21 protein-coding genes are annotated in these 22,698 nt (G+C 71.6%); 2 read left to right on the top strand and 19 right to left on the bottom strand.

Features of this window, described 5'->3' with window-relative positions:
• The 19 genes from nuoH to paaA form a co-directional block, all read right to left on the bottom strand.
• A complete protein-coding gene (gene nuoH, locus EV376_RS06925) occupies positions 1-1,347 on the bottom strand; it encodes an NADH-quinone oxidoreductase subunit NuoH (RefSeq protein ID WP_130321301.1) in 1,347 nt (448 codons plus the stop codon).
• Positions 1,344-3,863 carry an NADH-quinone oxidoreductase subunit G gene (locus tag EV376_RS06920; protein ID WP_130321300.1) on the bottom strand — a complete coding sequence of 840 codons (2,520 nt, stop codon included), beginning with the start codon at positions 3,861-3,863 and terminating at the stop codon, positions 1,344-1,346. The genes nuoH and EV376_RS06920 overlap by 4 nt, the downstream gene beginning before the upstream one ends.
• Before the next feature lie 55 nt (positions 3,864-3,918).
• Positions 3,919-5,235: an NADH-quinone oxidoreductase subunit NuoF gene (nuoF, locus tag EV376_RS06915; RefSeq protein ID WP_130321299.1), complete on the bottom strand. Its 1,317-nt coding sequence runs from the start codon at positions 5,233-5,235 to the stop codon at positions 3,919-3,921.
• Complete coding sequence (nuoE, locus tag EV376_RS06910; RefSeq protein WP_130321298.1) at positions 5,232-6,320, bottom strand: NADH-quinone oxidoreductase subunit NuoE; 1,089 nt, start codon at positions 6,318-6,320, stop codon at positions 5,232-5,234. Before nuoE ends, nuoF begins: the two co-directional genes overlap by 4 nt.
• 53 nt (positions 6,321-6,373) lie before the next feature.
• Positions 6,374-7,699 carry an NADH-quinone oxidoreductase subunit D gene (locus EV376_RS06905; protein ID WP_130321297.1) on the bottom strand — a complete coding sequence of 442 codons (1,326 nt, stop codon included), beginning with the start codon at positions 7,697-7,699 and terminating at the stop codon, positions 6,374-6,376.
• Positions 7,700-7,802: 103 nt separating this feature from the next.
• Complete coding sequence (locus tag EV376_RS06900) at positions 7,803-8,540, bottom strand: NADH-quinone oxidoreductase subunit C (protein ID WP_130321296.1); 738 nt, start codon at positions 8,538-8,540, stop codon at positions 7,803-7,805.
• Positions 8,537-9,217: a NuoB/complex I 20 kDa subunit family protein gene (locus EV376_RS06895; protein WP_130321295.1), complete on the bottom strand. Its 681-nt coding sequence runs from the start codon at positions 9,215-9,217 to the stop codon at positions 8,537-8,539. Before EV376_RS06895 ends, EV376_RS06900 begins: the two co-directional genes overlap by 4 nt.
• Positions 9,218-9,231: 14 nt before the next feature.
• Complete coding sequence (locus tag EV376_RS06890; protein WP_130321294.1) at positions 9,232-9,597, bottom strand: NADH-quinone oxidoreductase subunit A; 366 nt, start codon at positions 9,595-9,597, stop codon at positions 9,232-9,234.
• A 169-nt stretch (positions 9,598-9,766) separates the two neighbouring features.
• Positions 9,767-11,041 carry a geranylgeranyl reductase family protein gene (locus EV376_RS06885; RefSeq protein WP_130321293.1) on the bottom strand — a complete coding sequence of 425 codons (1,275 nt, stop codon included), beginning with the start codon at positions 11,039-11,041 and terminating at the stop codon, positions 9,767-9,769.
• Positions 11,042-11,218: 177 nt separating this feature from the next.
• Positions 11,219-11,446, bottom strand: coding sequence for a hypothetical protein (locus EV376_RS06880; RefSeq protein ID WP_130321292.1), 228 nt, complete (start codon positions 11,444-11,446; stop codon positions 11,219-11,221).
• 169 nt (positions 11,447-11,615) lie between these two features.
• Entirely contained in the window at positions 11,616-12,326 is a 711-nt protein-coding gene (locus tag EV376_RS06875) for a demethylmenaquinone methyltransferase (protein ID WP_130321291.1), read from the bottom strand.
• 162 nt (positions 12,327-12,488) lie between these two features.
• The gene (locus tag EV376_RS06870) at positions 12,489-13,721 is read right to left on the bottom strand and encodes a cell wall anchor protein (protein ID WP_130321290.1); all 1,233 of its coding nucleotides are present in this window, start codon (positions 13,719-13,721) and stop codon (positions 12,489-12,491) included.
• A 203-nt stretch (positions 13,722-13,924) separates the two neighbouring features.
• The gene (locus EV376_RS06865; protein ID WP_130321289.1) at positions 13,925-15,094 is read right to left on the bottom strand and encodes a hypothetical protein; all 1,170 of its coding nucleotides are present in this window, start codon (positions 15,092-15,094) and stop codon (positions 13,925-13,927) included.
• Positions 15,095-15,374: 280 nt separating this feature from the next.
• Entirely contained in the window at positions 15,375-16,565 is a 1,191-nt protein-coding gene (mqnC, locus tag EV376_RS06860; protein ID WP_130321288.1) for a cyclic dehypoxanthinyl futalosine synthase, read from the bottom strand.
• A gap of 161 nt (positions 16,566-16,726) precedes the next feature.
• Positions 16,727-17,833, bottom strand: coding sequence for a 1,2-phenylacetyl-CoA epoxidase subunit PaaE (paaE, locus tag EV376_RS06855; protein WP_130321287.1), 1,107 nt, complete (start codon positions 17,831-17,833; stop codon positions 16,727-16,729).
• The gene (gene paaD / locus EV376_RS06850) at positions 17,830-18,306 is read right to left on the bottom strand and encodes a 1,2-phenylacetyl-CoA epoxidase subunit PaaD (RefSeq protein ID WP_130321286.1); all 477 of its coding nucleotides are present in this window, start codon (positions 18,304-18,306) and stop codon (positions 17,830-17,832) included. Before paaD ends, paaE begins: the two co-directional genes overlap by 4 nt.
• Positions 18,303-19,028 carry a 1,2-phenylacetyl-CoA epoxidase subunit PaaC gene (gene paaC, locus EV376_RS06845; RefSeq protein ID WP_130321285.1) on the bottom strand — a complete coding sequence of 242 codons (726 nt, stop codon included), beginning with the start codon at positions 19,026-19,028 and terminating at the stop codon, positions 18,303-18,305. Before paaC ends, paaD begins: the two co-directional genes overlap by 4 nt.
• A 76-nt stretch (positions 19,029-19,104) precedes the next feature.
• The gene (gene paaB / locus EV376_RS06840) at positions 19,105-19,389 is read right to left on the bottom strand and encodes a 1,2-phenylacetyl-CoA epoxidase subunit PaaB (protein ID WP_130321284.1); all 285 of its coding nucleotides are present in this window, start codon (positions 19,387-19,389) and stop codon (positions 19,105-19,107) included.
• Positions 19,386-20,444, bottom strand: a complete 1,059-nt coding sequence (gene paaA, locus EV376_RS06835) for a 1,2-phenylacetyl-CoA epoxidase subunit PaaA (protein WP_130321283.1) — start codon at positions 20,442-20,444, stop codon at positions 19,386-19,388. Before paaA ends, paaB begins: the two co-directional genes overlap by 4 nt.
• A gap of 354 nt (positions 20,445-20,798) precedes the next feature.
• Between paaA and EV376_RS06830 the strand changes: the two genes are divergently transcribed.
• Together EV376_RS06830 and EV376_RS06825 are read left to right on the top strand one after the other, a co-directional pair.
• Entirely contained in the window at positions 20,799-21,752 is a 954-nt protein-coding gene (locus tag EV376_RS06830) for a hypothetical protein (protein WP_130321282.1), read from the top strand.
• Complete coding sequence (locus EV376_RS06825) at positions 21,752-22,690, top strand: serine hydrolase family protein (protein ID WP_130321281.1); 939 nt, start codon at positions 21,752-21,754, stop codon at positions 22,688-22,690. Before EV376_RS06830 ends, EV376_RS06825 begins: the two co-directional genes overlap by 1 nt.
• Positions 22,691-22,698: the final 8 nt, after the last annotated feature.

The raw sequence follows: 22,698 nt of genomic DNA, 5'->3' as shown, positions 1-22,698 counted from the left end.
TCACACCTCCCTGGAGTCCGTGCCGGCGGCGAGGTTGGCCGGCTCCCGCTCGGCGACCACGCGCCGGGTGCGCGGGCTCGGTGGTACCTGAAGGTCCATCGGGGGCAGCGGGAAGCTGCCCTGTGGACGGTTGTTGACCTGCTCGGCGAGCGTCGGCTTGGCCACGGGCTTGCGGCTCGGCCAGAACAGCGTGGCGAGCAGCACCACACCGGCGACGGCGCCGTAGACGATCAGCCGGTCGGTGCGCTCCCAGCCCTGGGTCTTCAGCCAGCCGGCCAGCACGAGGATCCAGACCAGGTTGATCGGGATGAGGACCTTCCAGCCGAAGCGCATGAACTGGTCGTAGCGCAGCCGGGGCAGCGTGCCCCGCAGCCAGATGAAGACGAAGACCAGGGCGACGACCTTGAGGAAGAACCACAGCATCGGCCACCAGCCGGAGTTCGCCCCGTCCCAGAGGGTCAGCGGCCAGGGGGCCCGCCAGCCGCCGAGGAACAGCGTCACGGTGAACGCCGACATCGTCACCATCGCGACGTACTCGGAGAGCATGATGAGCGCGAACTTCAGCGAGCTGTACTCCGTCATGAAGCCGGCGACCAGCTCGGACTCCGCCTCGGGCAGGTCGAACGGGGCGCGGTTGGTCTCACCGACGATCGCGATGAAGAAGACGATGAAGCTCGGGAAGAGCAGGATCGCGTACCAGCCCGGAGCGGCGAGGTCCGTGCCGAACAGCTCCAGCCTCGGCCGCTCCCCCTGCGCGGCGACGATGCCGCTGGTCGACATCGTCCCGGAGAGCATGAACACCGACACGACGGAGAGCCCCAGCGCGACCTCGTACGAGATCAGCTGAGCGGTGGACCGCAGACCACCGAGCAGCGGGTAGGTCGACCCGGAGGCCCAGCCGGCGAGCACGACGCCGTACACCGCCATCGACGAGCAGGCCAGCACCAGCAGCACCGCCACCGGCACGTCGGTCACCTGCAACGGGGTCCGGTGCCCGAAGATGCTGACGATCGGGCCGAACGGCATCACCGACAGGGCGGTGACCGCGCAGACCACCGAGATGACCGGCGCGAAGAAGTAGACGACCTTGTCCGCGGACCGCGGGAGGATGTCCTCCTTGAAGGCCATCTTCAGGCCGTCGGCGAGCGTCTGGAGCAGGCCGAACGGGCCGGCCTGGTTGGGGCCGGGCCGGACCGCCATCCGGGCCACGACCCGGCGCTCGAACCACACGCCGAGCAGCGTGGCCAGGAGGCCGAACGCGAACGCGAAGACGATCTTGATCAGGACCAGCCACCACGTGTCCTGACCGAAGTCGGCCAGCGTCGGGTCCTGGGCGAGGAAGGTCATGCGACACCCCCGGAGTTGAGGAGCGGGCCCGGGCGACCGGCCGCGTCGGTGGCGACGGGCGAGTCGGCCTGCTGGGGAACGGCCGGGGCGGCCACGGCGGCGGAGACCCGCACGACCGCTCCCGCCGTGGCGCCGAGGCTGCGGCGGACCGTCGAGCCGGGCGAGTTGGTCGGCAGCCACACGACGCCGTCCGGCATCTCGGTCACCGCCGCCGGCAGGGTGATCGCGCCCCGGTCGGTGCCGACCGTCACCGCGTCGCCGTCGGCGACACCGATCGCCTCCGCGGTGCCCTTGCCCAGCCGGACCACCGGCGGGCGGGCCGTGCCGGCGAGGTGCTCGTCGCCGTCGGTCAGGCTGCCCAGATCGATCAGCTGGTGCCAGGTGGCCAGCACCGCCTCACCGGCGCCCGGCTCCGGCACGGCCGCCGGCTCCACCGCCGGCGGCGCCGGCTTGCTGGTCCGGGTGTGCGGCAGCCCGCCCAGCTCGCGGCGGACGCTCGGCACGTCGGCCGTGCCGAGCCGCACGTCGAGCTGAGCGGCCAGCGCGTCCAGCACCCGGCCGTCGGTCATCGCTGCGGTCTGCAGGACCGCCTCGAAGGGGCGCAGCCGCCCCTCCCAGTCGAGGAAGCTGCCGGCCTTCTCCACCACCGGCGCGACCGGGAGGACCACGTCGGCCCGGCGGGCCACCGCGCTGTTGCGCAGTTCGAGGCTGACCAGGAACGGCACCGCCGCCAGGGCCTCCTCGGCCAGCCGGGGGTCGGCCAGGTCCGCCGGATCGACGCCGGCCACGACCAGCGCGCCGAGCTGACCGGCGGCCGCCGCGGCGAGGATCCCGTCGGTGTCCCGGCCGGCCTGGCTGGGGATGACCCCGGCGGGAATGTCCCACGCCTCGCCCAGCTCGGCGCGGGCGGCCGGCTCGGTGACCAGGCGGCCACCGGGGAGCAGGTTCGGCAGGCAGCCGGTCTCGACCGCGCCCCGGTCACCCGCGCGCCGCGGCACCCAGGCCAGCTTGGCCCCGGTACGCCGGGCCACGTCCGCCGCGGCGGACAGGCCGCCCGGCACCGCGCCCAACCGCTCGCCGACGACGAGGATCGCGCCCGGCTGGCTCAGCGCCTCGGCGACCGTGGCGTGCTCCGCGAGCACGCTGGCCTCCTCGCCCGGCACCACCCGGGCCAGCTTGGCGCCGAGCTTCTCCAGGCCACGCGTCGCGAACGGCGCGATCGCGTACACCGTCAGGGTCTTCTTCAGGTACGCCTTGCGCAGCCGCAGGAAGAGGATCGGGCACTCCTCCTCCGGTTCCAGGCCGACCAGCACGACGGCCGGCGCCTTCTCGACGTCGGCGTAGGTGACGTCGGTGACCCCGGCGACCGAGCTGGCCAGGAAGTCCGCCTCCTCGCGGGAGACCGGCCGGGCCCGGAAGTCGATGTCGTTGGTCTGCAGCGCGACCCGGGCGAACTTGGCGTACGCGTAGGCGTCCTCGACGGTCAGCCGACCGCCGGTGAGCACCCCCACGCCCCGCTCGCCGTCCCGCGCCGCGCGCAGCCCCTCGGCGGCCACGGTGAGCGCCTCGCTCCACGACGCCGCACGCAGCTCGCCGGTGCGCTCGTCGCGCACCAGCGGGGTGGTCAGCCGGTCGAACGCGCGGGCGTACTGGAAGCCCCAGCGCCCCTTGTCGCAGTTCCACTCCTCGTTGACCGCCGGGTCGTCGCCGGCCAGCCGCCGCAACACCTTGCCGCGCCGCCAGTCGGTGCGCTGGGCGCAGCCGGCCGAGCAGTGCTCGCAGACGCTGGGGGAGGAGACCAGGTCGAAGGGGCGGGCCCGGAAGCGGTACTGCGCCCCGGTCAGTGCGCCGACCGGGCAGATCTGGATCGTGTTGCCGGAGAAGTACGAGTTGAACGGCACGTCACCGTCGTCGCTCTCCTCCGCGCCGTACACCTCGTCCCGGTAGATGTTGATCTCCTCGGCGGACGACCGGTTCATCAGGTCGATGAACTTGTCGCCGGCGATCTCCTCGGAGAACCGGGTGCACCGCTGGCAGAGCACGCAGCGCTCGCGGTCGAGCAGCACCTGGGTGCTGATCTCCAGCGGCTTCTCGTACTCCCGCTTGTGCTCGTGGAACCGGGAGTCGGCGCGGCCGGTCGACATCGCCTGGTTCTGCAGCGGGCACTCGCCACCCTTGTCGCACATCGGGCAGTCGAGCGGGTGGTTCACCAGCAGCAACTCCATGATCCCCTCCTGCGCCTTCTTGGCGACCGGGGAGGTGAGCTGGGTCTTCACGACCATGCCGTCGGCCACGGTCTGGGTGCAGGAGGCGACGGGCTTGCGCTGCCCCTCCACCTCGACCAGGCACTGCCGGCAGGCGCCGGCCGGGGCCAGCAGCGGGTGGTCGCAGAACCGCGGGATCTCGATGCCCATCTGCTCGGCGACCCGGATCAGCAGCGCCCCCTTCGGCGCGGTGACCTGGATCCCGTCGATGGTCAGCGTGACCGTCTCGGTCTGCTTGGCTACGTCGCTCATCAGAGTCGCCTTTCACTCGCGACTGCGGGCCTCGCAAGCTCGTTCCTCGCGCTCATCAGTGCGCCCCCACCAACTGCTTCTCCGACAGCTTCGGAGCGGTACGTCCCTCGATGTAGTCGAGGTAGTCCTGCTTGAAGTACTTCAGCGAGGAGGTCACCGGGCTGGTCGCACCGTCACCCAGACCGCAGAACGAGCGGCCGAGGATGTTGTCGCAGGTGTCCAGGAGCGTCTCCAGGTCCTCCTGGGTGCCCTGCCCGGAGAGGATCCGGCGGTAGACGCGGACCATCCAGTAGTTGCCCTCGCGGCACGGCGTGCACTTGCCGCACGACTCGTGGTGGTAGAACTCCAGCCACCGGTACGTGGCGTACACCGGGCAGTCCTGGTCGGAGAAGATCTGCGTGGCCGTGGTGCCCAGGATCGACCCGGCCGCCGCCACCCCCTCGAAGTCCAGCGGCACGTCCAGGTGCTCGGCGGTGAGCAGTGGCGTCGACGAGCCGCCCGGCGTCCAGAACCGCAGGCTGTGTCCCGGCTGCATGCCGCCGGCCAGCTCGATCAGCTCGCGGAGCGTGATGCCCATCGAGCACTCGTACTGGCCGGGGTTCGCGATCCGGCCGGAGAGCGAGTAGATCATCGGGCCGGACGACTTCTCGGTCCCCATGGTCCGCCACCAGTCCGCTCCACCCAGCACGATGTACGGGACGGAGGCGATGGTGCCGACGTTGTTCACCACCGTGGGGCTCGCGTACAGGCCGTGGGTCGCCGGGAACGGCGGCCGGAGCCGGGGCTGGCCCCGGAAGCCCTCCAGCGAGTCCAGCAGCGCGGTCTCCTCACCGCAGATGTACGCCCCGGCACCCGAGTGCACCACCAGGTCCAGGTCGAACCCGCTGCGCAGGATGTTCTTCCCGAGGTAGCCCTTGGCGTACGCCTCCCGCACCGCGTTGCGCAGCCGGCGCGCGGCGTGCACCGCCTCGCCCCGGATGTAGATGTAGGCGCGGCTGGCCCGGATCGCGTACGACGCGATGATCACGCCCTCGACCAGCGAGTGCGGATCGTGCGTCATCAGCGGCAGGTCCTTGCAGGTGCCCGGCTCGCCCTCGTCGGCGTTGACCACCAGGTAGTGCGGCTTGCCGTCGCCCTGCGGGATGAACCCCCACTTGAGACCGGTCGGGAAGCCCGCGCCGCCACGGCCGCGCAGACCGGAGTCCTTGATCAGCTGGATCAGGTCGTCCGGGTGGGCCTTGAGCGCCTTGCGCAGCGCCGCGTACCCGTCGAGCTTCTCGTACGTGTCGACCTGCCAGGCGTCCGGCGACAGCCAGCGCTTGGTGAGCACCGGCGTGAGCTTGGCCAGGGTCTCCGGCCGAGGAGTGGTCACTTCTTGGCCTCCGCATCCTTCAGCGAGCGCTCCTGCGCCCCGGCGTCGTCGCCGGCGGGCTTGCCGTCACCGGCCGGCGGGTTCGCCGCCGCGCCGGACGCCTCCGCCGCCTGGGCGCCGCGCGGCACCGGGGGCGCACCGTCCGCCGGCACCTTCGTGCCCGGCGCGTCAGGCACCGCGGTCCGCGCGTCCGGCTGCCGGGTCTCCGCCGCCCGCACCTCGGGCGACTTGTCGTCCGGCGCCTTCACGTCCCGGGTGGTGCTGCCGGCCGCCGCGGCCGGCGGAACCGGCTCGCCCACGCCGGCGCTGCCCGCCGGCTTCGCGGGTGCCTCGGGCTTCTCCGGCGCCGGCTTCGCGGCCTCGGCCTTCGCCTTCGCCTCGGCGGCGGCCTGGTCGGCCTCGGCCTTGCTGCGGATCGGGGCGTTCGGGTCGAAGCCCGGGACCGAGATGCCGTGCTCCTGCGCGAGGCGCAGCCCGCGCAGGGTCGGCTCGCCCGGCACGCCGTCGGCGACCGCGCCCTCGCGCTCGTCGGCGAAACCGGCGAGCTGCACCGACATCTCCTTCAGCGTGCAGAGCCGGGCGCCCCGGGTCGGCGTCGGCCGGCCTCCGGCGCGCAGCTCGTCGACCACGTCGACGGCCGTCTGCGGGTCCATGTTGTCGAAGAAGTCGTAGTTGACCGTCATCACCGGGCCGTAGTCACAGGCGGCCAGGCACTCGGCGTGCTCCAGGGTGATCGTCCCGTCGGCGGTGGTCTCCTCGTGCCCCACCCCGAGGTGCTCGGCGAGCGTGTCGTAGACCTTCTGGCCGCCGAGGACGTTGCACATCGTGTTGGTGCAGACGCTCACCAGCCAATCGCCGGTCGGCCGGCGCTTGTACATGGTGTAGAAGGACGCCACCGCGCCGACCTGGGCCTTGTTCAGCCCCAGCACCTCGGCGCAGAACGTGATGCCGGCCGGGGAGACGTACCCCTCGACGGACTGCACCAGGTGCAGCAGCGGCAGCAGCGCCGAGCGGGACCGGTCGGCCGGGTACCGGGCGACGATCTCCCGCGCCCGGGCCCGGGTCTCTTCAGTGAACACACTCATCGGAGCCGCCTTTCCGTTCGCGACTGCGGGGCTCGCAAGCTCACTCCTCGCGCTCACCTGTCACAACCACCCATGACCGGATCCAGCGAGGCGCCGCCGGCGATCACGTCGGCGATCAGGCCACCCTCGGAAATCGCCGGGAGGGCCTGGAGGTTGACGAAACTCGGCTCCCGGTAGTGCACCCGGTACGGCCGGGTGCCACCGTCGGAGACCGCGTGCACGCCCAGCTCGCCGCGCGGCGACTCGACCGCCACGTATACCTGGCCCGGCGGGACCCGGAACCCCTCGGTGACGAGCTTGAAGTGGTGGATCAGCGACTCCATGGACTGACCCATGATCTTCGCGACGTGCTCCAGCGAGTTGCCCATGCCGTCGACGCCGATGGCCAGCTGCGCCGGCCAGGCGATCTTCTTGTCGGCCACCATCACCGGGCCGGGCTTGAGCCGGTCCAGCGCCTGCTCGACCAGCTTCAGCGACTCCCGGATCTCGGCCATCCGGACCAGGTAGCGGCCCCACACGTCGCCGTCGGTGTGCGTCGGAACGTCGAACTCGTACGTCTCGTAGCCGCAGTACGGCATGGTCTTGCGCAGGTCCCAGGCGAGACCGGCGGAGCGCAGCACCGGGCCGGTCACGCCGAGCGAGACGCAGCCGGTGACGTCGAGCACCGCCACGTCCTGCGTCCGCTCCAGCCAGATCGGCTGGCCGGAGAGCAGGTCCTCGTACTCCTTGAGCCGCTTCGGCATCAGCTTCAGGAACTCGCGGATCTTGACGATCGCCTCGTCCGGCACGTCCTGCGCCACGCCGCCCGGCCGGACGTACGCGTGGTTCATCCGCAGGCCGGTGATGAGCTCGAAGATCTCGAGGATGTACTCCCGCTCGCGGAAGCCGTACAGCATCATGTTGACCGCGCCCAGCTCCATGGCCGTGGTGGCCACCCAGACCAGGTGCGAGGAGATCCGGTTGAGCTCCATCATCAGGACCCGGATGACGGTCGCCCGCTCGGTGATCTGCTCCTCGATCCCGAGCAGCTTCTCCACCGCGAGCGAGTACGCCGTCTCGTTGAACAGCGGCGACAGGTAGTCCATCCGGGTCACGAAGGTCGAGCCCTGGACCCAGTTGCGGAACTCCAGGTTCTTCTCGATGCCCGTGTGCAGGTAGCCGACGACCGAGCGGAGCTCGCGGACCGTCTCGCCCTCCAGCTCGAGGATCAGCCGGAGCACGCCGTGGGTGGACGGGTGCTGCGGACCCATGTTGACGACGAGCCGCTCGTCGTTGATCGGGTCGGTGCCGGAGACGATGTCGTCCCAGTCCCCGCCGGTGACGGTGAAGACCTTGCCCTCGGTGGTCTCGCGCTCGGTGGCGTAGTTGGACGTGGTCACTGTGCCTGCCCTCCGTTCACGACTGCGGGGCTCGCAAGCTCTCCTCGCACTTCTGCGCGACCGCGTCCCACGCGAGCCGCCCAGAAACGCTCGCTCCTCGCGCTCACTGGTACGACCTCCGCTTGTCCGGCGGCGGAATCTGGGCGCCCTTGTACTCGACGGGCACGCCGCCGAGCGGGTAGTCCTTGCGCTGCGGGTGGCCCTCCCAGTCGTCCGGCATGAGGATCCGGGTCAGGGCCGGGTGGCCGTCGAAGATGACGCCGAACATGTCGTACGTCTCCCGCTCCTGCCAGTCGGCGGTCGGGTAGACGCTGGTCACGCTCGGCAGGTGCGGGTCCGCCACGGAGACCGCGGCCTCCAGCCGGACCCGCCGCCGGTACGTCATCGAGGTGAGCTGGTAGACCACGTGCAGCCGGCGCTCGTCGGCGCCGAGGTAGTCCACCCCCGACACCGAGGAGCACAGCTCGAACCGGAGCGCGAGGTCGTCCCGCAGCACCTGGCAGACCTCGGCGATCCGCTCGGCGCGTACGTGCAGGGTCAGCTCGCCCCGGTCGACCACGACCTTCTCGATGGCGTCGCCGAAGGCCGGGTAGGCCTCCTCCAACGCGTCGGTCACCTCGTCGAAGTAGCCGCCGTACGGGCGCGTGGCCTCCTCGATCGGCCGGCGCTGGCGGACCAGCCCGCCATAGCCGGAGACGTCGCCGGTGCCCTGGTTGCCGAACATGCCGCGACCGGCGGGGCTGGACGGCGGGTACTCGGCCGGCGCGCCGCCGGTCGCCCCGGCCGGGGTCACCGGTACCGGGACGCCGCCGTCGTTCGGCCTGTCCTGAGGTGCGGTCACTTCTTCAGTCCCCCGTACTCGCGCAGGTGGTTCTGGGACTTCATCCAGTTCTCGATCCGCAGCTGCTCCTCGCGGCCCTCGCGGACGGCCTTCGTCCACTCGGCCCGCCGGGCCTTGTCACTGCGGTACGACGACGGCATCGAGCCGTGCGGCACCACGGGCACGTCGCCGCGGGCCTTGCGGGCCTCCAGCATCTTGCGGCCGTTCGGGCCGAGGGGCTCGTGCATGATCTTCTCGCGGAGCTTGAGGATCGCGTCGATGAGCATCTCCGGCCGGGGCGGGCAACCCGGCAGGTACATGTCCACCGGGACCACGTGGTCGACGCCCTGGACGATCGCGTAGTTGTTGAACATGCCGCCGCTGCTGGCGCAGACGCCCATCGAGAGCACCCAGCGGGGCTCGGCCATCTGGTCGTAGATCTGCCGGAGCACCGGGGCCATCTTCTGGCTCACCCGACCGGCCACGATCATCAGGTCCGCCTGGCGGGGCGAGGCCCGGAAGACCTCCATGCCCCAGCGGCCCAGGTCGTAGTGGGGGCCGCCGGCCGCCATCATCTCGATGGCGCAGCAGGCGAGGCCGAAGGTGGCCCCCCACGTCGACGTCTTCCGCGACCAGTTGACCAGCTTCTCCACCGAGGTGAGCAGGACGCCGGCGGGGAGCTTCTCCTCGATACCCATCTGAGGTTCCTCCCTCAGTCCCAGTCCAGGCCGCCGCGCCGCCACACATAGGCGTACGCGACGAAGACCGCGACGATGAACAGGACCATCTCCACGAAGCCGAAGATCGGCAGGGCGTCGAAGGAGACCGCCCAGGGGTACAGGAAGATGATCTCGATGTCGAAGACGATGAAGAGCATCGCCGTCAGGTAGAACTTGATCGGGAACCGGCCGCCGCCGACGGGCTGCGGGCTGGGCTCGATGCCGCACTCGTACGCCTCGAGCTTGGCCTTGTTGTAGCGGCGAGGGCCGGCGAAGCGGGCGGCCGCCACGGAGAACAGGGCGAACGCCGCGGCGAGGGCGAACAGCCCGATGATCGGTACGTAAGGCGAGAGCGACATCGTTTCTCCTGCTCGTCCTTCCCTGCCCTCGGTGCTTGGCGAAAATCACACTATTCACGTCCCGGCCGGCGGCTGCCAGCGGGGGGTCGATCCCGGTCCCGTCCGGAGCCCTTTCGGGGCCCCTGACCTGGCCTTTTACACTCTGCGCGAGCGGACCAGCACGGTGCGTTCACACAGCCGGCGCCGCCTTCGTCATCGCGTTGATGATCCGGTCCATCGCGTCCCCGCCACGGGGGTCGGTCAGGTTGGCCAGCAGCTTGAGCACGAAGCGCATCAGCATCGGGTGCGGCATGCCGTACCTGGTGGCGGCACGCATGACCTCCGGCCGGCCGATCAGCTTCACGAAGATGCCGCCGAGCCGGTAGTAGCCGCCGAACCGCGCCTTCAGCTCCGTCGGGTACGCCGCCAGCGCGCGCTCGCGCTCCGCGCCGGCCGGACGGGCGAGGGCCTGCACCGCGATCTCCGCCGCCAGTTCGCCGGACTCCATCGCGTACGCGATGCCCTCGCCGTTGAACGGGTTGACCATGCCGCCGGAGTCGCCGACCAGCAGCACCCCGCGGGTGTAGTGCGGCACCCGGTTGAAACCCATCGGCAGCGCCGCGCCGAGGATCGGGCCCTCGGCGTTGGTCTCGTCGGTCATCCCCCACTCCTCGGGGGTGTTGGCGAGCCAGTCGGTGAGCAGGCGGCGGTAGTTCGTCTTGCCGAAGGCCGACGAGGAGTTGAGCACACCCAGGCCGACGTTGACCCGGCCGTCCCCCAGGCCGAAGATCCAGCCGTAGCCGGGCAGCAGGGCGTCGCTGCCCTTGCTGCGCAGCTCCAGCCAGGACTCCAGGTAGTCGTCGTCGTGCTTCGCCGCGCAGCGGTAGTACCGGCGGACGGCCACACCGATCGGCCGGTCCTCCCGCTTGGCCAGGCCGAGGGCGAGCGGAAAGCGGCCCGAGACGCCGTCCGCCGCGACCACCAGGGGGGCCCGGAAAGCGGCCGGCTCCCGCTCCGGGCCGACCTCGGCCTCGACCCCGACCACCCGGCCGTCGTCGTCGAGCACCGGGCCGATGACGTTCACGCCGGTGCGCAGCTTGGCACCGGCGGCCACGGCCCGCTGGGCGAGCAGGTCGTCGAAGTCCAGCCGGGTGCGCACCAGGCCGTAGTTGGGGAAGCTGGCCAGGTCGGGCCAGTCCAGCTCGAGCCGGACGCCACCGCCGATGACCCGCAGGCCGCGGTTGCGCAGCCAGCCGGCCTCGGTCGACGTGTCCACGCCCATCCGGATCAGCTGGCGCACCGCGCGCGGGGTCAGCCCGTCGCCGCAGACCTTTTCCCGGGGGAACTCGGTCTTCTCCAGCAGCAGTACCCGCACCCCGTGCCGAGCCAGGTGGTACGCGGTCGCCGACCCACCGGGACCGGCGCCCACGACGATCACCTCGGCGTCGTGCTCCACCGTGGTCATCCGCGCCTCCTCCCGCGTGCTCGTGAAATGCTTCACAAGCCAGACGCTGAGGAGTCTATGACCGGCGCAACAAGGGTGCCCGGTGAGGGGTACCTAACTTGCCGGAAACAGGCCGCTCAGTGGCGGGCCGAGCCGGGCGTCGGTGCCCTTTCCGTGCGGAGCCGGGCGCGAAGGCGGTCAGTTGCGGGCCGGGGAGGCGTCGAGGCCCGCCTCGGCCCGGATCGTCGCCGGCAGATGCTCACGCAGTGCCCCGCCGGCCGCCCGGTCGAGCGCGGCGAGCACCTCGGCCACGACCTGACGGACGTCGGCCGGGTCGGCGCCGGCCAGTTCCTTGAGCTGGGCGACGAGTTCGGTGGCGTCGTCGTCGGTGGGTGCCGTGAGGTCCGCCCGGTCGGGTCCGGTCATGGGTGCGAGCCTACGGGACAAATTGGACTATATCCGAATATTCGTAAAAGCTGGTTGATTGGTCAGGCCGCGCTGCTGCCGACCGCGCCCCAGGACCGCCGGGGCGCAGCCGGTCAGGCCCGCACAGCCCGGTGCAGCCGGTCAGGCCCGCACACCCCGTGCCGGCGCGTCAGGCCCGCACCGCGCGGTGCAGCGCGACGACCCCGCCGGTGAGGTTGCGCCAGGCCACCCGGTCCCAGCCGGCGGCACCGATCCGCGCGGCCAGCGCCGCCTGGTCCGGCCACGCGCGGATCGACTCCGCCAGGTAGACGTACGCGTCCGGGTTGCTGGCGACGGCCCGCGCCACGGCCGGCAGCGACCGCATGAGGTACGACAGGTAGACCGTGCGGAACGCGGGGTTCACCGGAGTGCTGAACTCGCAGACCACCAGCCGGCCACCCGGCCTGGTGACCCGGGCCAGCTCGCGCAGCGCCGCGTCCGTGTCGTTGACGTTGCGCAGCGCGAAGGAGATGGTCACCGCGTCGAAGCTGGCGTCGGCGAAGGGCAGCCGCAGCGCGTCCCCGGCCAGCAGGGGCACGCCGGGGCGGGTCCGCTTGCCCGCGTGCAGCATGCCGAGGGAGAGATCGGCCCCGACCGCGTACGCGCCCGAGCGGGAAAGCTCCTCGGTCGAGACGCCGGTGCCGGCGCCCACGTCGAGCACCCGCTCACCCGGCCGCAGGCCGATCGCGGCCCGGGTGGCCCGCCGCCAGGACCGGTCCTGCCCGAAGGAGAGAACGGTGTTGGTCAGGTCGTAGCGGGCCGCCACCCCGTCGAACATCGCGGCGACCTCGTGCGGCTGCTTGTCCAGGCTCGCGCGCTGGCCCTGGGGAGTACGACTCACTCCTCCACTCTGCCAGCCGCCGACCGGCCCGAAGGAAGCGCCCCTTCTCAACGCCCGCGGCAGGGGAAGGCCCCCTCGTCACACCCCCCGCGTACGGCACCGACACGCGACGGGGGCGGGGCGGCCCGCCGGCCGCCCCGCCCCCGTGTGAGGCCCGACCGGTCAGTCGGTCGACGCGTCGTCGGCCGGGCTGACCAGGACGACCTTGCGCCGCCGCGAGAGCAGCAGCAGGGCACCGCCCGCCACCAGCACGGCCGCGCCGATGCCGGCGATCAGGCCGACCTGCACACCGGTGATCGGCAGGCCGCCGCCCTCGCCGGAGCCGTCCCCCGGCGTCGGGGTGGTCGTGGGGGCGGCGGTCGGCGTGGGCGTGGCGGTCGGCTCACCGGTCGGCGTGGGGGTCGGCGTCGGCTCGGCGGACAGGTCGACGAAAACGTCGAACTGTGCCGTGTTGTCGACCGGGTCGACCTCGGTGAACGTCTTGCGCTGGCCCTCGGTGGCGACCCGCGGCTCCTCCTCCGGCGCGCCCTGCGCGGCGTCGAGGCCGGCGGCGAAGAGGAAGCCCGGACGGAGCACCGGCTCGGTCACGTCCGCACCCACCGCCACCCGCACGTCGGCGGTGTAGTACTGGCCGGGCTTGAGCACCGCGCCAGAGTCCTCGCAGTACGCCGCCGCGACGCCGCCCAGCGTCTGCTCGACGCAGCCCTCGGGCAGCACGTCGAAGGTGACGCCGGCCGGCAGGACGATCCCGTACGCGATGCCGGTGGCCCGGCGGCTGCCGCCGTTGTAGACCGCCCAGTCGAGCGGGGCGGTGCCGCCGGGGCGCACCGGTGCGAGCTTCGACTCGCCCGCGTCGTCGCCGTCGACGGCCACGTCGGCGTAGACGTCCTGCACCCAGGTGGTGAGGTCGTAGCCGCGCTTGGCGACGGTGATGTCGTGCTCGACCGTGTTGTCCTCGACGTTCGGGTCCGCGGTCGCCGAGGTGACCGTCACGATCAGCGTGCCGGCGTCGCCGCGACCGCCGGTGGAGAAGATCGGGATGCCGAAGTCCTCGGTGGTGCCGGCCGGCAGGTCGCCGAGGAGGCAGCTGAAGGCGGTGCCGTCGACCTCGCACCCCTCCGGCATGACGACGCCGACCTTGCGGGGCTTGAGGTGCTTCGTCTCGACGGTCACCCGGACGGCCTTCGCGTCGACCGTGCCACGGGTGTTGTCGACCTGGAACTTGAACGGCTTGGCCTTGGCCTCCTTGACGCCCTTGGCCAACTCGTAGCTGAGTGGGGTGAGGGCCAGATCGGCCTGGTCGGCGGCGCGCGCCGGAGCGGCCACGCCGGTGAGGGCGGTAGCCGCGAGCAGGGCGACGGCCCCGGCTCGGGCCAGCGATCGGAACGTTGTCATCGATCCCCCGGGGGTAAGGGACGGTTACTGGACAGGTTGCGGAACGAGCGGACGCTATCCAACCTCGTTCGGTTGTGCCAGTTCCCCGGCGCGTGTCCGCCGAGGCCTGGTCCGGTTGAGACAGTGCGGGCGGGATGTGACCATCCCGCCCGCACTGCCCTGCGTTATGTGAACGACCCTCGCGGGTCGATGGAGGACAACCGTCAGGCGGTCGGCTTCTCGTCGCCGGGGCTCACCAGAACGATCCGGCGACGCCGCGCGACCAGGAACATCACACCACCCGCGAGCAGCACCGCGACACCGATTCCGCCCATCAGGCCGGCCTGTGGGCCGGTCACCGGCAGGCCGGGGCCGTCGCCGTCGTCCTCGCCGCCACCGCCGGCACCGCCCTTGGCGGCCACGACGACGGCGAAGTCGTCCACGTTGTCCGTAGGATCGACGTCGGTGACCCGCTCACCCTTGTTCACCAGGCGGGCGTTCTCGAGGCTGGTCTTCCGGGCGGCGCGGGCCGCCGGGGAGTCGGGCTCCGCCACGTCGAGCGCGTCGGCGGTCAGCGAACCGGCCGGCAGCGTGGCCGGGGCCTTGACGCCGGCGGCGACCTTGACCGGGAACTCGATCAGCAGGATCGTCTGCGGGTCCACGAGGATGGCGTCGTCACGGCAGGTCGCGGTGCCCGCGTCGGCCGAGTACTCGCAGCCCTCGTACTGCTCGGTGAAGGCGACGTCCTTCGGCAGCTGGAGCTTGAACTCGATGCCCTTGGCGATGGTGTCGCCCTGGTTGATGATCTCGCCGAAGACGAGGGCCTCGTCACCGGCGTGGAGCGGCGAACCGTCCGGCCGGGTCTTCACGTCCGGCACCACCACGCCGAGGTCGACGCCGGGCTCACCCTCGAACTGGAGGGTGACGTCCTTGTGGTTGTTGCCCGGCGTGGTGTCGTCGGCGGACGCGAGGAAGAAGCGGACCTTGCTGTCCCCACCGTCGGTGCCCTCGGCGTCCTTGATGGTGAGCACCGGGTACTCGAGCGTCTCGCCGGGGCCGGGGATCGCGTCCGCCGGAACCGCGCAGACGATCTTCGAGGCGCCCTCGATCTCGCAGTCCTGGCCCAGCGGCACCGAGAAGATCCGCTCGTCGAAGACGCCGTCGAGGTCGACACCGACCTGCAGCGCACTCGGCGTACCCGGGCCGTTGTTCTTGACCTTGAGCCAGCCGACCTTCTCGGTGGCGCCCTCGGCCAGCGTGGTGCCGGCGACGGTCATCTCGAGATCGGCCTTGGTGTCCGCGGCGTACGCCGGCGACGCGGTGACGGCGAGCCCGCTGGTGGCCAGCAGCGCGGCCGCGCCGAGCCGCGCAAGCGGCCGGTTACGGAAGATCATGGAAAGTCCCCCCGCAGGGTGAAGGAAACATACGGGCCGGGACGTTAGCGGGTGACGATCATCCTCGCCAGCCCTCGGGAAGAGGCGTCTGGCCTGCCCACCTAAGACTGGCTTAAAGATTGTCCGGATTGATCGGGGTTGTCAGCCGGGAACGCGTGCGTCCCTCGGTGAAACGGTCACCGAATCGATATCTACGACCTACCGCCACCGGCCGTTCGGGCAATCGATCACCGTCACCGGCCGTGCCCGGACGGTCATGGACCGTCCTCGTGGGAGCAGCTCAGCGGGCGTCGACCAGCGGGAGCGTCCGGCCGGCGCCACCACCCGGGAGGGCGATCGAGGAGAAGTGCGAGACCACCCGGTCGTCGGTCGGATCGTCGGCCGGCGTCCGGTGCACCGCCAGTCGGTTGTAGAGGGTGTCGCGCTGCGCGGGGATCCGGTCGGCCGAGCGGATCATCCCGATCAGCTCGTGCAGGTTGGACCGGTGCCGCGCGCCGGCTGAGGAGATGACGTTCTCCTCCAGCATGATCGAGCCGAGGTCGTCGACGCCCAGGTGCAGGGCGAGCTGCCCGACGTCCTTGCCGGTGGTCAGCCAGGACGCCTGGAGATGCGGCACGGTCTCGAAGAAGAGCCGCGCCACCGCGACCAGCCGCAGGTACTCCAGGGTGGTGGCCTGGGTACGGCCCTTGAGGTGGTTGTTCTCCGGCTGGTACGTCCACGGGATGAACGCCCGGAAGCCCCGCGTCCGGTCCTGCACGTCGCGGATCATCCGCAGGTGCTCGATCCGCTCGGCGGCGGTCTCACCGGTGCCCATCATCATCGTCGCCGTGGACTCGACGCCCTGGCGGTGGGCCAGCTCCATCACCTCGAGCCAGCGCTCGCCGGACTCCTTCAGCGGCGCGATCGCCTTGCGCGGGCGCTCGGGCAGCATCTCCGCGCCGGCGCCGGCGATCGAGTCCAGCCCGGCAGCCTTGATCCGCGCGATGGCCTCCTCCAGGCCCACGCCGGAGACCTTCGCCATGTGCAGGATCTCGCTGGGGCCGATCGAGTGGATCGCGAGCTGCGGGTACGCCTGCTTCACCGAGGAGAACAGCTCCTCGTAGTACTCGACCCCGTAGTCGGGGTGGTGCCCGCCCTGGAGCATGACCTGGGTGGCGCCCAGCTCGACGGCCTCGCCGCAGCGACGCAGGATCTCCTCCGTCGAGTGGGTCCAGCCCTCCTTGTGCTTGGGGGCACGGTAGAAGGCGCAGAACTTGCACGCCGTCACGCAGACGTTCGTGTAGTTGATGTTGCGGTCGATCAGGTACGTGACGATGTTGTCCGGGTACCGCCGCCGGCGTACCGCGTCGGCCGCCTCGCCCAGCGCGTGGAAGGGCGCGTCGGTGTAGAGCAGCAGGGCCTCCTCGGGCGTGATCCGCCCGCCGTCCGCGCCGCGCTGCAGGATGTCGTCGATCTCCCGGCTCACCGTCACGCCCCGAGCCTACGTCGCCCCTGCCGGAGCCGGCGCGCCACTCCGCCCGGGGTGACGCGCACCCCAGACGGCTCAGCTCCTGCCGGCACCTTGCTCGCGTGCTGGTTCAACTCACGGATGGCGATCTGCTCCACGGCACCGTGGCACAAGACGTTCTCCCGTCACGCGTCGTAGTCGACGGTCAGGCGGTCGGTGGTGGGGCTGGACTGGCAGGTCAGCACGTACCCCGCGGCGAGTTCGTCCGGCTCCAGCGCGTAGTTGCGGGCCATCGTGACCTCGCCGTCCACGACCTTCGCCCGGCAGGTCGAGCAGACCCCGCCCTTGCAGGCGTACGGCAGCTCGCCGCGGACCTTCAGCGCCGCGTCCAGCACCCGCTCGTCGCGCCGCATGCTGAAGCTCGACGAGCGGCCGTCCAGCACGATCGTCACTTCCGTGCCACCGGACGACTCGTCGGGACGGCGCACCGGCTCCGGCGGGGCGTCGACGTGGAACAGCTCGGTGTGCACCGCCGGCTGCGGAACGCCCCGGGCGGTCAGCACCTCCCGGGCGTCGACCACCATCCCGTACGGGCCGCAGAGGAACCACTCCTCGATCGTGTCCCCGGGCACGATCGTGTCCAGCAGCCGGCCCAGGCGCTCGGCGTCGATCCGGCCGGACAGCAGTGGCGACTCGCCCTGCTCCCGGGACAGGACGTGCACCAGGTGCAGCCGGGTCGGGTACCGGTCCTTCAGGTCCGCCAGCTCCTCGGCGAACATCACCGTGCTCGCCGTGCGGTTGCCGTACACCAGGGTGAAGGTGCTGGCCGGCTCGACGGCCAGGGCCGTCGCGACCAGCGAGAGCACCGGGGTGATGCCGGAGCCGGCGACCACCGCGCCGTACCGGCGCACCCGCTCGGGGGCGAACGCCGTGGTGAAGTGGCCGAGCGGCGGCAGCACCTCGATCGTGTCGCCGCCGCGCAGCGCCCCGCAGGCGTACGCGGAGAAGGCGCCGCCCGGGATCTCCCGGACCCCGATCCGCAGCCGGCCGTGCCGGGCCAGGTCCTCCGGGGTGGAGCAGATCGAGTACGAGCGCCGCACCTCCGCCCCGTCGTCCGTCACCCGGCGCACGGTCAGGTGCTGGCCGGCGGAGAACGCGAAGGCCTCGCGCAGCTCCTCGGGTACGGCGAAGGTGACCGCCACCGCGTCGGCGGTGAGCCGGTCGACGGCGGCGACGGGGAGCGGGTGGAAGACCGGCCGGCGGCGGACCGGCCGGGTGATGGTGACAGTCACAGTGCCTTCAGGTGGTCGAAGGGTTCGGAGCAGGAACGGCAGCGCCAGAGCGCCTTGCACGCGGTGGAGCCGAACCGGCTGACCTGTTCGGTCTCCGGCGAGCCGCAGCGCGGGCAGCGGACGGCCAGGGTCAGCGGCACCGCACCGTCGTGGCGGGCCGGGCCGGGCGGGGCGATGCCGGCGGCGGCGAGCTTGGCCCGCCCGGACTCGGAGATCCAGTCCGTGCTCCACGCCGGTGACCAGACCGTTCGGACCTCGGCGTCGGGGTGCCCGGCGGCGGCCAGCGCCCGCCGGATGTCGGCGCGGATGACGTCCATCGCCGGACAGCCGGTGTAGGTCGGGGTGATGGTGACGGTCACCCGGCCGGTGGCCGGATCCTCGTCGACCGACCGCAGGATGCCCAGCTCGTCGATGGTGATCACCCGGATCTCCGGATCCACCACCGACGCGACGGCGTCCCTGGGCGTGGTCACCAGCGGGCCCCCGGATGGGCGCGGTGCAGCACCTGCATCTCGGCGAGCAGGTACGACAGGTGCTCGGTGTGCACGCCCTCCCGGCCACCGGCCGGCGCCCAGGAGGCCGGCGGGAGCGTCAGCGTCGCCTCGTCGAGCACGGCGGTCACGGTCGCGTCGAAGCCGGCCCGCAGGGTGGCCGGGTCGACCGGCGCGGCCGGGTCCGGGCCGAACAGCTCGTGGGTGTACGGCCAGACCTCGTCGACGGCGGCCTGCATCCGCCGGTGGGACTCGTCGGTCCCGTCGCCGAGCCGCTTCACCCAGAGCGAGGCGTGGTCGAGGTGGTAGGCCGACTCCTTGCGCGCCTTGGCGCCGATCGCGGCCAGCCGCTCGTCGGCGCACCCGGACAGGGCGGTGTAGAGCGGCAGCTGGTACGCCGACAGGAAGAACAGCTTCGCCATCGTCACCGCGAAGTCGCCGTTGGGCAGCTCCACCAGGAGGCAGTTGCGGAACTCCCGGTCGTCCCGCAGGTACGCGAGCGCGTCCTCGTCCCGGCCGGCGCCCTCCAACTCGCCCGCGTACGTCAGCAGCAGGCGCGCGGCGCCGAGCTGGTCGAGGGCAATGTTGGACAGCGCGATGTCCTCCTCCATCTCCGGCGCGCGGGCGGACCACTCGGCGAGCCGCTGCGCCGCGATCAGCGCGTCGTCGCCGAGCCGGAGGGTGAAGCCGAACGGGCCGTTCACGCCGCCACCTCACTCCGCTCGGCGGCGGCGCGACGCGCCCCGGTGCGGAGCCGGCCGGTTCGCTCGCTGCGCTCGCTCACAGGTGCGCCACCCCGTCCGGCACCGCGTAGAAGGTGGGGTGGCGGTAGACCTTGTCGGCCGCCGGGTCGAAGAAGGCGTCCTTCTCGTCCGGGCTGGAGGCGGTGATGGCGCTCGCCGGCACCACCCAGATCGACACGCCCTCCTGCCGCCGGGTGTACAGGTCCCGCGCGTTGCGCAGGGCCAGCTCGGCGTCGGGCGCGTGGAGGCTGCCCACGTGGGTGTGGGACAGCCCGCGCCGGGCACGGACGAAGACCTCCCAGAGGGGGGACTGCTCGGTCATGCCGCGACCTTCTCCTTCTGCTCTGCTCGCTTGGCCGCGTACGCCGCGGCGGCTTCGCGGACCCAGGCGCCCTCGCGGTGCGCCCGCCGGCGGTGCTCCATCCGCTGCCGGTTGCACGGGCCGTCGCCCTTGATCACCCGCATCAGCTCGTCGTAGTCGGGCTGGGTGTAGTCGTACGCGCCGCGCTCGTCGTTCCAGCGCAGCTCCGGGTCGGGGAGCGTGAGCCCGAGCACCTCGGCCTGCTGGACGCACATGTCCACGAAGCGCTGGCGCAGCTCGTCGTTGGAGAAGCGCTTGATCTTCCAGGCCATGGACTGGGCGGAGTGGGTGGAGTCGGAGTCCGGTGGGCCGAACATGGCCAGCGACGGGTACCACCACCGGTCCACCGCGTCCTGGGCCATCGCCTTCTGGTCGGGGGTGCCGTGGGCGAGGGTGTAGAGGATCTCGTAGCCCTGCCGCTGGTGGAACGACTCCTCCTTGCAGATCCGGATCATCGCCCGCGCGTACGGCCCGTAGGAGCAGCGGCACAGGGGCACCTGGTTGACGATCGCCGCGCCGTCGACCAGCCACCCGATCGCGCCCACGTCGGCCCAGGTGAGGGTCGGGTAGTTGAAGATCGAGCTGTACTTCTGCCGGCCGCTGAGCAGCAGGTCGACCAGTTCGTCCCGGCTGACGCCCAGGGTCTCGGCGGCGGCGTAGAGGTAGAGCCCGTGCCCGGCCTCGTCCTGCACCTTGGCGAGCAGGATCGCCTTGCGCTTGAGGGAGGGCGCGCGGGTGATCCAGTTGCCCTCCGGCTGCATCCCGATGATCTCGGAGTGGGCGTGCTGCGCGATCTGCCGGATCAGCGTCTTCCGGTACGCCTCCGGCATCCAGTCCCGCGGCTCGACCTTCTGGTCGGCGTCGATGACCTCGGTGAAGTAGGCCCCCAGGTCCGCACCGGCGGCAGCGCCTCGCCGCCCGCGCTCGGCGGCCTCCCGCAGCGCCGCCTCGGCCGCCTCGACCTCGCCGAGGAGGCCGCCGGACGCGTCGTCGGCGGGGAAGTCATTGCCATACATTCCCCAAGTGTTACAGCTTTGCGCGTGGAACTCCAGTGGGTGTAACAGGATTAGCCGGAAACCGGGGCCGGCCAAACACGCTGAGTGACCGGACGGCATATGACCTGAATCACTTCGCGTCAATGAATCCCCCCAGAAGGCGCGAAGGGTCCAGATATGCCGCCGTTCACGGCAAGTTGCCGCTCGCGCGATCTCGGCGCACCGCCGATCCGCACGTAGACTTCCTCCGTCACACCGATCGGCTGCCGACGATCGTTGATGCAGCTGAGGCCACCCCCCGGCCGCGACGGCCGCCGATCGTCCGGACAACGCAAGCCGGTCCCCCCGGCCCTGACATCTGGAGCTCACCCACTCATGCGATCCCGCGTGACCCTGGTGCTCGCCGTCGCGGCGGTCCTCCTCGGTAGCGCCCTGCTCGTCCCCGCCGCGTACGCCCGGCTCGCCAACGGCGACGGTGGGGGCGGCGGCGGTGCCGAGAGCGTCGCGGCGCCCGCCCCCGCCCCGCCCCCGCCGCCGACCCTGGCCGCCGCACCGGTGTCCGTGACCTTCAAGGGCGACTTCTTCTCCTGGGCGCTGATGGACCGCGCGACCGGCACGATCTCCGGTGCGAAGAACATGACCGCGACCAGCTCGACCGAGTCGATGATCAAGGCCTGGTTCGCCGCGGACTACCTGCGGCAACTCGGGGACAAGGCACCCTCGGCGGCGATGAAGAAGAACATCACCACCGCCATCCGGGACAGCAACGACGACGCGGCGAACGCGCTGTACGGGGCGGTCGGCCGGTCGGCCACCATCAAGCGGATGGTCAACACGTGCGGCCTGACCGAAACCAAGCCCGGCACCGTTCCGGGCTACATCGGCTGGTGGAGCTTCACCGAGATGTCGCCCCGGGACGCGGTCCGGCTCGGTGACTGCATCGCCGACGGCGAGGCCGCCGGCCCGAAGTGGACCGACTACCTGTTGGACGAGATGAGCAAGGTTCGCGGCACGACCGCCGCCAAGGACCAGAAGCAGCGCTCCGGCGGTGGCCGCTGGGGGATCATCGACGGCCTGCCGGAGTCGATCACCAGCCAGGGTCCGGTCGCCATGAAGAACGGCTGGACCCCGCTGAACTACGACGGCAACTGGCACGTCAACTGCCTGGCGGTCACCGACAAGTGGAGTCTCGCGGTGATGCTCCGGTACCCGCAGCGGAGCGGCCTCGACTACGGCGCGCAGGTCTGCGCGAGCGTCGCCGCCCAACTCGTCACCCCGCAGCCCGGCGCCGCCCTCAAGGTGCCGCAGCAGCCGGCCGGGAAGCTCTGATGGCCCGCGAGCGCCGCACCCGGCGCGGCGCCACCGCCGCGATCCGGTCGGTCGCCATCGCGTCGATCCTGATCGGGCTCGTGCTCGTCTCGCTGCGCCTGCTGCCCGGCTCGCCGTTCGAGTCCGAGGCCGCGGCCCGCTGGGGTGGCTCGGCCGCGCCGGCGGGCCGGTCCACCAGTGCACCCACCGACCGCAGCGTCCGCCCGTCGCCGTCGCCCAGCCCGTCGCTCGAGCCGCTGCCCTTCGCGGCGAACGACCTGACCGACCTGGACCTCGACGGCTGGTACGCGTGGAGCGTGCTGGACCGCCGCACCGGCGAGATCATCGGCTCGGAGAACATGGCCGAGACCAGCACCACCGCCTCGCTGATCAAGTCCTGGATCGTCGCCGACTACCTGCGCCGTACGGCGGAGGCGGGCAAGACCCCGAGCGACGCGAAGCTGGCCGACGCCACCAAGATCATCCGGGACAGCGACAACACCCGGACCCAGCAGTTCTACAACAGCCTCGGCGGTTCGGCGTCGATCAAGCGGCTGCTGTCCGTCTGCAAGCTGACCGACAGCAGCGTCGCGGCCGACCGCGGCTGGAGCCGCACCAACCTGTCCCCGCGGGACACCGCCCGCCTCGGCCAGTGCATCGCGGAGGGCCGGGCCGCCGGCCCGAAGTGGACGGAGTGGCTGCTCAACGAGATGCGGCTGGTCCGCGGCGCGGGTGACTTCGGCATCCGCAAGGCGTTCCCGGCGGCCGAGCGCAAGACCATCGCGATCAAGAACGGTTGGGTGGACCGGACCCGGGAGCAGGAGAACCACGTCAACTGCCTGGCGATCGGCGACACCTGGACGATGGGCGTGATGCTCCGCTACCCGATCGCCAAGGGCTACGAGTACGGCATGCAGGGCTGCCAGAAGATCACGGCAGCCCTGCTCACCCGCCCCTAGAGCGGGGC

The sequence above is a fragment of the Micromonospora sp. CNZ295 genome (assembly GCF_004217535.1).
This window is presented reverse-complemented; position numbering and strand designations above follow the sequence as displayed.